At 61.8% G+C, this 10,631-nt stretch carries 8 protein-coding genes; all 8 read left to right on the top strand.

Going from position 1 to position 10,631, the window contains the following annotated elements:
• Nucleotides 1-1,203, top strand: coding sequence for a CpaE/TadZ family protein (locus HOC_RS17215; protein WP_035540869.1), 1,203 nt, complete (start codon nt 1-3; stop codon nt 1,201-1,203).
• A complete protein-coding gene (locus HOC_RS17220) occupies nt 1,200-2,591 on the top strand; it encodes a TadA family conjugal transfer-associated ATPase (protein WP_035540873.1) in 1,392 nt (463 codons plus the stop codon). Before HOC_RS17215 ends, HOC_RS17220 begins: the two co-directional genes overlap by 4 nt.
• 2 nt (nt 2,592-2,593) lie before the next feature.
• Nucleotides 2,594-3,577 (top strand): type II secretion system F family protein, encoded by a 984-nt coding sequence (locus HOC_RS17225; RefSeq protein ID WP_241767079.1) that lies wholly within the window; start codon nt 2,594-2,596, stop codon nt 3,575-3,577.
• Nucleotides 3,578-3,586: 9 nt separating this feature from the next.
• Nucleotides 3,587-4,528 (top strand): type II secretion system F family protein, encoded by a 942-nt coding sequence (locus HOC_RS17230; RefSeq protein WP_051625036.1) that lies wholly within the window; start codon nt 3,587-3,589, stop codon nt 4,526-4,528.
• Between the two features lie 48 nt (nt 4,529-4,576).
• Complete coding sequence (locus HOC_RS17235) at nt 4,577-5,536, top strand: acetyl-CoA carboxylase carboxyltransferase subunit alpha (protein WP_035540877.1); 960 nt, start codon at nt 4,577-4,579, stop codon at nt 5,534-5,536.
• 63 nt (nt 5,537-5,599) lie between these two features.
• Complete coding sequence (locus HOC_RS17240; protein ID WP_035540881.1) at nt 5,600-7,339, top strand: amidohydrolase; 1,740 nt, start codon at nt 5,600-5,602, stop codon at nt 7,337-7,339.
• 2 nt (nt 7,340-7,341) lie between these two features.
• Nucleotides 7,342-8,286, top strand: coding sequence for a thiamine-phosphate kinase (gene thiL, locus HOC_RS17245; RefSeq protein ID WP_035540885.1), 945 nt, complete (start codon nt 7,342-7,344; stop codon nt 8,284-8,286).
• Nucleotides 8,287-8,431: 145 nt separating this feature from the next.
• Nucleotides 8,432-10,582, top strand: a complete 2,151-nt coding sequence (locus HOC_RS17250) for a sodium-translocating pyrophosphatase (RefSeq protein ID WP_035540886.1) — start codon at nt 8,432-8,434, stop codon at nt 10,580-10,582.
• The last annotated feature ends 49 nt before the right edge of the window (nt 10,583-10,631 follow it).

Genomic DNA, 10,631 nt, shown 5'->3' on the forward strand with positions numbered 1-10,631 from the left:
ATGTTTGAACCCGTCCGAAAGCCTGAAGCCAATGCGCCACCATCCGGCCGCATCATTCCCGCACTGGCCGTTCTGGTGCGACCTGAACTGATGGAGGATCTTCAGGGCGCTTGCGCCGAGCTGTCCGACCTTACCGGCCTCTCGTCTTCCGAGATCGTGCTGCGCCATGGCGGCGGCCTTGTGCTCGTCGAGCAGGGCGTGACCGGCTATGACCAAGTGATCCTTACGCTGGCCGTCGAGCGACCCGGCACGGCCGTGATCGTCATTTCGGACCAGCTGCCGGGGCATATGGTGCGCGCTTTGATGAAGCTCGAAGCGTCCGACATTGTGCCGACGACTGCGGGCATCGAGGAAATCATCGATGTGGCAGAGCAGCTGCGTGAGACGCGGTCCATCCAGGGTTCGGGTGCGACATCGAAATGCTGGGCCTTGCGCGGCGCTGTGGGCGGCGCGGGCGTCTCGACATTGTCCATCGAAAGCGCCTTCAGTCTCGCGCGCAAGGTCGGTCCGGGGAAAGTGTGCCTTGTCGACCTCAATCTCGCGGACGGGATGACAACGTCGTTCCTGGAAGCGGTGCCCAAGCTTGACCTGCATGCCCTGGCGGCAGCGCCCGAGCGCCTGGACCAGCGGCTTCTGGCGGCCTGGTGCTGGGAGCATGAAGATGGCGTGTCGCTGATCGCTGCGCCCCGGAACCCGGATGCGGACATGCTGGCGACGGAAGCGGCGATCCTGCGCCTGCTGGACGTGGCCTGTAGTGCATTCGTATACGTGATTGTGGACATGCCCCGGCATATGATGCCCTGGACCAAATCCGTTCTGGGCGCTGTCGATGAAGCGATTGTCGTCAGCGAGCTGACCGTACCGAGCTTGCACGCGGCCGCTGACATGTGCCGCGAAACGGATGCGCTGCGTCCGGATGGCGCCAAGTCCAAGCTGGTCCTCAATCGCATGTTCCCGAAGAAACGCTTTCGCGCCGAATTCGCCGTGGACAAGGCCGAGCAGGCCATCGAGCGTGAAATCCATACGACGATCACTTCTGACTGGGACGCGGCACGCACGGCGGTCAATCTCGGCAAACCGATTGCTGACGTGAAGCCGAAGAGCCCGCTTGTCGCCGATGTGGCAGCATTCGTGGACAAGCTGTTGCCGGAAGATGCCATTGAAGCGATGCCGCAAGCCGGCAAGAAAAGGCGTGCGAAATGAGCCGGTTTGGATCCAGCTCCGTACCTGCGACGCCGCTGGTGGTTCCGGCCGATACCGCTGCGGAGACAAGGCCGACTGCCCAGATGGCTGCGGCAAAGGTCAAGACCGATGAAAAGGCTTTCGACCTGCTGGACGCCAAGTTACGCGTGCATGCAAAGCTGATCGACGAACTGGACCTGTCGGCGCTCGACAAGATGGACGATGCCACGATGCGCCAGCGCGTGCGCGGCATCATTTCCGAGATCATCCGCAAGGAAGAGATGGCGCTGTCATCGGTGGAAGAGATGTCTTTCGCGGATGCCGTTATGGATGAGATGACGGGCCTTGGCCCGATCGAGCCGTTGCTGAAGGATGATTCCATCGCGGATATCCTGATCAATGGCTATGACCAGGTCTACATCGAACGCCATGGCGAGCTTCAGCTCGCACCCGTCCGCTTCGCCGACAATGATCACCTGCTGCGCATCGTTCAGCGTATCGTGTCCGCTGTGGGCCGACGCGTGGACGAGAGCCAGCCGCTGGTTGATGCGCGCCTGCTCGACGGCAGCCGGGTCAACGCAGCCATTGCGCCGATTGCCATTGACGGTCCGCTGGTCTCGATCCGGAAATTCTCCAAGTCCCCGCTGACGATGGACAAGCTGGTCGGCTTTGGCGCCATTCCAGGCCCCGTGGCCGAGTTCATTCTCGGCGCCGTGAAGTGCAAGGCCTCAACGGTCATCTCCGGCGGTACAGGTTCGGGCAAGACGACCCTGCTCAATGCGCTCTCTTCCGCGATCAGCCCGAAGGAACGGATGATCACGATTGAGGACGCGGCCGAGCTTCAACTCCAGCAGCCGCATGTGGCGCGGATGGAAACACGGCCCCCGAACATCGAGGGCAAGGGAGAAATCCGTCAGCGGGAACTCGTCAAGAACGCGCTGCGCATGCGGCCCGACCGCGTCATCCTCGGCGAGGTGCGCGGCGAGGAAGCGTTCGACATGCTGCAGGCCATGAACACCGGCCACGAAGGCTCCATGGCGACGATCCACGCCAACAACCCGCGCGATGCGATCACCCGTCTTGAGCAGATGGTGATGATGGGCGGGATGAAGATTTCCGAAGAAGCCATCCGGGGGCAGATCGCTTCGGCCGTGAACTTCATTGTTCAGGCTTCGCGCCTGTCTGACGGTTCGCGTAAGGTCATGTCCATTGCCGAGATTACCGGCATGGAGGGCTCGGTTATCCAGATCCAGGAAATCTTCAAGTACGAGCGCACCGGCACGTCGGAAGAAGGCAAGGTTATCGGCAAGTTTGTCGCGACCGGGCTGCGCCCGAAATTTCTCGACGAGATGGAACGGCGCGGCGTGCATATGCCCAAGGGCATGTTCGATCCGTCAACGGTGTTCTAGTCGTGTTTGGCTTGCCAGATATTTCCAGTCTCAACCTGTTCCTCGTGATCCCGGGGATCATGGCGGCGGGGGCTTTCTTCTTTGTTATCCAGTCGGTGCTGGACCTGCTGAACCAGGCGAAGACCCAGCGGATTGTGAACCGGCGCCTGCAATTCAAGGACAAGTACGCGACGACAAGCGAGGCCATGGTCGAGCTGCGCAAGAGCAGGGGGCTTGATTCCGATGGCAACTTCGCGATGCCCCTGCAGCGGTTCAACCAATTGGTCGTGCGTTCGGGTCTGCCTTACCAGCCCTTGAAATGGTGGGCGATGTCAGCGGGTGGCGGTATCGCGGCAGCGGCTGCGTACATGTATTTTGTTGGCGGATGGATGCCGGCCGTCGGCATTTTCCTGCTCGTCTGGGCTGTCGGTCCGCTGGTTGTTCTGAAACATGTTGGGGGCAAGCGCCGCAAGAAACTGGCGGAGCAATTGCCCGACGCCTTGCAGATCGTCTGCCGCAGCCTCGAGGCGGGCCACCCGGTCGCCACCGCCGTCGCCCTTGTTGCCCGCGAGATGCCGGACCCGATCGGCACGGAATTCGGCATGACGGCTGATGAAGTGTCCTATGGCTTCTCGCTGACCAATGCCGTGCAGCGCATGGCCGAGCGGGCGGGCGACCCGGATGTTGAACTGTTCGGCGCAACTGTGCGCCTGCAGGAACGCACGGGTGGCAATCTCTGCGACTTGCTGAAGGCCAATACGACGACAATCCGCGAACGCCAGACGATGCGCCTGAAGGTGAAGGCAGCCTCCTCGGAGGGCCGCGCGTCGGCCATGATCCTGACATCGGCGCCTTTTCTCGTGATGCTCGCCATCCATCTTACCCGGCCTGAATTCTACGGCAGCGTTATCGACGATCCTCTCATTCGGTATGGCTTTGCAGGCCTGTTTACGTGGATGTTCATTGGCAATTTGGTCATGCGCAAAATGATCAATTTCAAGATGTAGAGCCTGACGATGAATGCTGACCTTTCATCCTTTCCGGCGCTATGGGCGCCGCTGCTCATGCTGGGTGCAGCCATGGCTTTGGCATTTCCGCCTGTCCTGACATTCCTGAAGAGCCGACGGGACATGGAAAGCGTTGAACGCCGGTTGGCGCGGCGCAGTCCTGCGTCAGAAGCGGAGGCCGCGGCGCGGAACAAGAGCCGTATTGCCCGGGCGGTTACCGGTCTCGCCGACCAGATGGCGCCGGGCGATGATGAGCAAGGTGTCAGCGTTGCCAAGGCGCGCCTCGCCGCTGCGGGCTTTACCGGCCAGTCGGCGGTTGGCCGGTATTATTTCGCGCGTCTCTTGTGCATTGTCCTGCCACAGCTGGCACTGCTCGCAGCGCTGCCATATCTGACAGAGCTGCCGGGAAACATGCCGATCATGATCTCGGTTATGCTGGTGCTGGTCGGCCTGATCGCGCCGGGCATGTATCTCGACAAGCGAACCAAGGCGCGCCGCCAGGAATGCTCGTCCGGGTTTCCGGACATGATGGACCTGCTGGTCGCGTGCGTGGAGGCGGGGCTCAGCCTTGATGCCTCGGTGCAGCGTGTGGGCGAGGAGCTGGAGCTGCGCCACCCGATCATTGCGGGGTTCATGCGCACGCTGTCGCTGGAACTCCGGGCCGGACGGGCGCGCAAGGCCGCATGGCGCGGATTTGCCGACCGGATGGGAATCGAAGAGGCCGGTTCGCTGGCCACGATGCTGCGTCAGGCCGAGGAAATGGGCACGAGTCTTGGCCAGACCCTGCGGGTCTTCTCGGCTGATATGCGTCAGCGCCGCATTCTCTATGCCGAGGAAAAGGCCATGGCTCTGCCGGCAAAATTGACTTTACCCTTGGTTTTCTTCGTTTTTCCGGTGCTTCTGGGCGTGCTGATCTTGCCAGCGGTCGTTATGTTCCAGAGAGTGCTTTGATGAAAAGGGCGCTAGGCGAGTCAGGCATGGGTTGCTAGATAGTTCAGCATGAGCACGACTTATCTCGATTTTGAAAAGCCTATCGCCGAACTCGACGCCAAGATTGCCGAGCTCGAAGCCATCTCCGGCCAGAAGGGTGGGCCGTCCATCAAGGACGAACTCAACAAGCTGAAGGCCAAATCGACCAAGCAGCTGAAAGACATCTATTCGGACCTGTCGGCCTGGCGGAAGACGCAAGTTGCCCGGCATCCGGATCGTCCGCACCTGTCAGACTATATCGCCACAATTTTCGAGGATTTCGAGGAATTGGCAGGCGATCGCCTGTTCGGCAATGACGAGGCGATTATCGGTGGTCTTGCGCGCTTCAAGGGCCGCTCTGTGGTCATCATGGGCCATGAGAAGGGGCGCACCACCGAAAAGCGCCTGAAGCACAATTTCGGCATGGCGCACCCGGAAGGCTACCGCAAAGCGGTGCGCCTGATGGACATGGCCGAGAAGTTCAATCTTCCTGTCCTCAGCTTCCCTGATACAGCTGGTGCCTATCCCGGCAAGGGCGGCGAAGAGCGCGGGCAGGCGGAAGCGATTGCGCGTGGCACCCAGCGTGGCCTGTCGCTGGGCGTGCCGTTCGTGACGCTGATCATCGGTGAAGGCATGTCGGGCGGCGCCATTGGCATCGCGGCGGCCAATACGGTCCTGATGATGGAACATGCGATCTATTCCGTCATCTCGCCGGAGGGCTGCGCGTCCATCCTCTACCGCGACCCGGCCAAGGCGCGCGATGCGGCAGACGCGATGAAGATTACGGGGCCTGACCTGTTGAAAACAAAGGTGATTGACGGAATCGTCAAGGAGCCTGTCGGCGGTGCACACCGCGATCCGCAGCGCGCCATGGCCGCCGCAGCGAAGGCGCTCGATTCCGCGCTGAAGGACCTGGAAGGCCTCTCGCCGCAGGAACTGCGCCGGCAGCGCCGGGATCGCTTCTACGCGATTGGCCGCGAGATCCTTTAAGGCTTGCTTGTAATCGGCCGCCCGAACCGTCAGGCTGCGCGCCAGATCGTTGGAGGGCATTCCATGCGTCATATCATTACCGGACTAGCTGTTTTGCTGGCCGTTGCGTGCTCGCGAGGCGAAGCGGAGAAGCAGCAGCATCACAGCGAAGGCGCGGTAATTTATCCGGCCGCCAGCGTTGTGACGATGACGGGTGAGGACGCTGCGGCGACTGCCGTTGCGGTCAAGAACGGGCGTATCGTGGGCGTTGGCACAGAAGCGGAACTCGCCAAGGACCTGCCTAAGGCTGAGGTGGACCGCACATTCGAGGGGCTGACCATCGTGCCGGGCCTGATTGACCCGCATGTGCATGTGATGCTGGGCGCGCTGCAATATGCGTTGCCGCTGACACCGCCCTGGCCAATGGCGACGCCCGACGGCATGCGGATGGGCATTGGCACGCGGGAGGGATTCCTGTCGGAAGTCGCTGCGATCTCGGCCTCCATGCCGCCGGGCCAACCAGCCGTGATCTATGGCTATCACAACCTCGTACACGGCGACCTGACGCGGGCTGATCTCGACGCTATCTCGACCGAGCGGCCCATCGTGATCTGGCATTATTCCAGCCACGACTTCTATCTCAACAGCGCGGCGATCAAGCGGGCCGGGTTCACGCCTGCGCTGGCGGAGAAATTCCATGGCGTGGACCTTGATGCCAAGGGCGAGCTGACGGGGCGTATCTATGAGGATGCGGCGTTTGCGGTGGTTCAGGCCTATGCCGATGTGATCCTGGCGCCGGAAAATGCGAGTGCGGGCTTCCATGGCTTCTCCCGGATGCTGCGCCATGCGGGTGTCACCACGACCGTCGAGATGGGCTATGGCCTGTTCGGCTATGAGCTGGAAGACGCCAATATCCGCAATAACTGGGTCGATCCGCAGACATCCGGGTACAATCTCTATCTCGTGCCGGAGTTTCGCGCGCTGGCGCGGACTTATGGGGATGGGCGGGTTCGGGCCATGCTTGATCTCGCGACGGGCGCGCGTGGGGCTGCGGCGCCGGTTCTGCCGCGGGTGAAGTTCTTTACCGATGGCGCTTTCTACAGCCAGACCATGCGCCTCTCTCCGCCCGGATACCTCGCCGGGCAATCAGAGGGCACAGAGGGGCTTTGGGTGCTGAAACCGGAGCAGATCGTGCCGGCAATCCAGCCTTACTGGGACGCAGGCCTCGGCGTGAATATCCATTCCAATGGTGATGCCGCTCAAGGCGCGACGCTGGCGGCGCTCAGCAAGTTGCGCGAAGGCGGCGCGGGGAATTCCTTTACCATCGAGCATGGCGGCCTGTTTTCGCCGGAGCAGGTGGCAGAGGCGGGGCGTTTGAAGGCCAATGTCTCGGCTGCAAGCCACTATGTTTACTACATGGGCGAGCCCTATGCCGATCCGCTGGGACAGAAGCGCGCACAGTGGATTACGCCGCTGGGCGCTTTGAAAAAGGCGGGGGCTGTCGTGGCTGTTCACTCCGATGCGCCGCTGGCGCCGCCGGAGCCGTTGCGGGCGGCGAGTGTGCATATCACGCAGGCCACCAAGGAGGGCGGCGTGTATGAGGCGAACATGGCGCTGACGCCTTACCAGGCGTTGGAATCTGTAACGCTTGATGCAGCGCGGGCCGTTGGGCTGGACAAGGAGATCGGGTCGATCGAAGTTGGCAAGCGGGCGGACTTTACAATTCTGGGCGCCAATCCGCTGACTGTGGCGGGGGAGAACTGGACCGGCATTCCGGTCTGGGGCGTTGTTTTGGCAGGGGAAAAGCGCCCGCTGGACGACTGAGCATGGCGGAAAAGGACTGGATCGCACGCTATCTCGCGCCGCTGGCGCAGGGCGCCCGCGCGGCTGGCCTGCGCGATGACGTGGCGCAGCTGGGTGTCTCTGATCCTGTAGCAATTACAACAGATGCGATGGTGGAGGGGGTGCATTTCCTTGGCACGGACCCCATCGATACCGTAGCGCGCAAGCTGGTGCGGACGAATGTGTCGGACCTGCTGGCGAGCGGGGCGGAACCGGCTGAAGCGCTGCTTGTGCTCGGCTGGCCCAAGGGGCGCGGCGAGGCGGAAATCGCAGCATTTGCAGCAGCTTTGGGCGATGAGCTGGCGGCGTGGGGGGCGCAGCTGATTGGCGGCGATACGGTGACGAGCCCCGGCGGGCTGTTCCTTTCTTTGACGCTGACGGGGCGCTGCCTCAATGCGGGCCCTGTGCGCCGGACGGGTGCCAAAGCGGGCGATTGCGTGTGGCTTACGGGGACAATCGGGGCCGCCGCACGGGCGTGGGAGGACCATTCGCGGGGTATTCCGAGTCCATTCCCGGGTTCTTCCGGGGCCGATGCCTACCGTTTGCCGGTTCTTCCGCCACTTGCGACGGCCAAATTGGTCGCTGGTCACGCGAGCGCCGCGATGGATGTGTCCGATGGCTTGCTGATCGATGCCAAGGCACTGGCCGAGGCCTCGGGCGTCGCCTTGGAGATGGATCTGGACGCGGTGACCTTCGCTGGCGGCGAGACGGAGCTTGGCGAGATGCTGAAACTGGCGACCTGGGGCGATGACTATCAGACGCTGTTCACGGCGCCGGAGAACAATTCCAAGTTGATCTCGCGTGAGGCGCAAAATTCTGGTATCGAAATCACCTGTATCGGGAAAATTGTTGCTGGATCAGGCCTTTCCCTCGAACGCGGGGGCCGAAACGTTAACCTGCCTGAAACTCTGGGGTTCGAGCATGGTTAGTGGGGGCAGCTGATATTCGCTCCTGAAGGGAGGCGGGTTGCCTCATTCAGGTGCGGCTGGCAGCAATTACCCACCATAACCAGGTTTTGGAGATCCGGGAGCAACCCGGGCCCGCTAAAGAACTCAGGGAAGGAAGGAAATACCCATGTGGTTTTATCTAGCACTCGCCGCGGGCGTTGTGTCTGTCCTGTACGGTTACCTACAGATCAATTCGATCATGAAGGCCCCGTCAGGCGACCATCGCATGCGTGAAATAGCGCTGGCCATTCAGGAAGGCGCAAATGCCTATCTGAAACGCCAGTATCGTACGATCGCCATTGTTGGCGCTGTTGTTGTTGTGATCCTGCTTGTCGCGCTCGGCTGGAAATCGGCGCTCGGCTTTATCATCGGTGCCGTCCTGTCGGGCGCGGCCGGGTTTATCGGCATGCTTGTTTCGGTTCGGGCCAATGTGCGCACGACCGAAGCCTCCAAGAACGGCCTAGCGGCTGGCCTTGCACTGGCGTTCAAGTCTGGCGCCATTACCGGCATGCTCGTGGTCGGCCTCGCGCTGCTCGGCATCGTTCTCTATTACGGCCTGCTGACCGGGCCGCTCGATCTCGACCTGTCGGTGCGTGACGAGAAACGCCAGGTGATCGACGCGCTCGTGTCGCTCGGCTTCGGCGCTTCGCTGATCTCGATCTTTGCCCGTCTCGGCGGCGGTATCTTCACCAAGGGTGCGGATGTCGGCGGCGACATGGTGGGCAAGGTGGAAGCCGGCATTCCAGAAGATGACCCGCGCAACGCGGCCACCATCGCGGACAATGTGGGCGACAATGTCGGCGACTGTGCCGGCATGGCGGCCGACCTGTTCGAAACCTATGCCGTGACGCTGGTTGCGACCATGGTGCTGGGCGGGATCTACTTCTCAGGCTCTGCGGACATTTCCGCTGTCATGATGCTGCCGCTGGCGATTGCCGCCGTCTGTATCATCACTTCGATCGTGGGCACGTTCTTCGTGCGCCTCGGCAAGAACTCCACTGACGTCATGTGGGCGCTCTACAAGGGCCTCATCGTGACCGGCGTGCTGTCGATTGGTGGACTTGCGATTGCCATCAGCAGCGTGTTGCCGAACGGGTTCGGCGTGCTCAATGAAGCGGCCCAGCGCCTCGGCATGACCGGAGAGATTACGGGGCTCGACCTCTTCCTCTGCGGTGTGACCGGCTTGGTTGTGACGGGCCTCATCGTCTATATCACGGCCTATTATACCGAGACCAAGTTCCGCCCTGTCCGCTCGATAGCGAAAGCATCCGAGTCCGGCCATGGCACGAACGTGATCCAGGGGCTGGCCGTGTCACTTGAATCGACGGCGCTGCCTTCGATCACGATCATGGCGGGCATCCTGCTCACCTTCAATCTCGCGGGCCTCTATGGCATCGCGATTGCCACGACGACGATGCTGGCGCTGGCCGGTATCATTGTTGCCCTTGATGCCTTCGGCCCGGTGACGGACAATGCCGGCGGCATCGCGGAAATGGCTGAACTGCCGTCTGACGTTCGCAAGACGACTGACGCGTTGGACGCTGTTGGCAACACGACCAAGGCCGTGACCAAGGGCTATGCGATCGGATCGGCGGGCCTCGGCGCGCTGGTGCTGTTTGCGGCCTATTCGGAAGACCTGAAATACTTCATCTCTCAGGCCGACCCCGGCACGTTCTTCCACAATGTCGTGGTGGATTTCTCGATCTCCAGCCCCTACGTCGTGGTTGGCCTCCTGTTCGGCGGTCTCTTGCCGTTCCTCTTCGGCGGCATGTCGATGATGGCGGTGGGCCGCGCAGCGCAGGCTGTGGTCGAGGAAGTGCGCAGGCAGTTCCGCGAAATGCCGGGCATCATGAAAGGCGAAGTGAAGCCTGATTATGGCCGGGCCGTGGATATCCTGACGCAGGCCGCGATCAAGGAAATGGTGGTGCCGTCGCTGTTGCCGGTGCTGTCACCGCTTGTTCTGTTCGGTGTGATCATGCTGATCGCCGGACCGGGCGCTGCCCTGTCAGCTGTCGGGGCCATGCTGCTCGGCGTGATTGTGACGGGCCTGTTCGTGGCCATCTCGATGACATCGGGTGGCGGCGCATGGGACAATGCGAAGAAGTATATCGAGGACGGCCATCATGGCGGCAAGGGCTCTGAAGCCCACAAGGCCGCTGTCACGGGCGATACAGTCGGTGATCCGTACAAGGATACCGCTGGCCCGGCCGTGAACCCGATGATCAAGATCACGAATATCGTGGCCTTGCTTCTGCTCGCGGTGCTTGCCGCTCACTAGGCGTCAAAGCCTGATCCAATAAAAATGTATGGTCCGCCCCGTCATTGCA

Source organism: Hyphomonas oceanitis SCH89 (assembly GCF_000685295.1).
Lineage (GTDB): Bacteria > Pseudomonadota > Alphaproteobacteria > Caulobacterales > Hyphomonadaceae > Hyphomonas > Hyphomonas oceanitis.

What these genes read in the sequence shown, in the direction of transcription:
- HOC_RS17215 (WP_035540869.1), top strand. Translation starts at nt 1, where the DNA reads ATGTTTGAACCCGTCCGAAAGCCTGAAGCCAATGCGCCACCATCCGGC.
- HOC_RS17220 (WP_035540873.1), top strand. Translation starts at nt 1,200, where the DNA reads ATGAGCCGGTTTGGATCCAGCTCCGTACCTGCGACGCCGCTGGTGGTT.
- HOC_RS17230 (WP_051625036.1), top strand. Translation starts at nt 3,587, where the DNA reads ATGAATGCTGACCTTTCATCCTTTCCGGCGCTATGGGCGCCGCTGCTC.
- HOC_RS17235 (WP_035540877.1), top strand. Translation starts at nt 4,577, where the DNA reads ATGAGCACGACTTATCTCGATTTTGAAAAGCCTATCGCCGAACTCGAC.
- HOC_RS17240 (WP_035540881.1), top strand. Translation starts at nt 5,600, where the DNA reads ATGCGTCATATCATTACCGGACTAGCTGTTTTGCTGGCCGTTGCGTGC.
- thiL (WP_035540885.1), top strand. Translation starts at nt 7,342, where the DNA reads ATGGCGGAAAAGGACTGGATCGCACGCTATCTCGCGCCGCTGGCGCAG.
- HOC_RS17250 (WP_035540886.1), top strand. Translation starts at nt 8,432, where the DNA reads ATGTGGTTTTATCTAGCACTCGCCGCGGGCGTTGTGTCTGTCCTGTAC.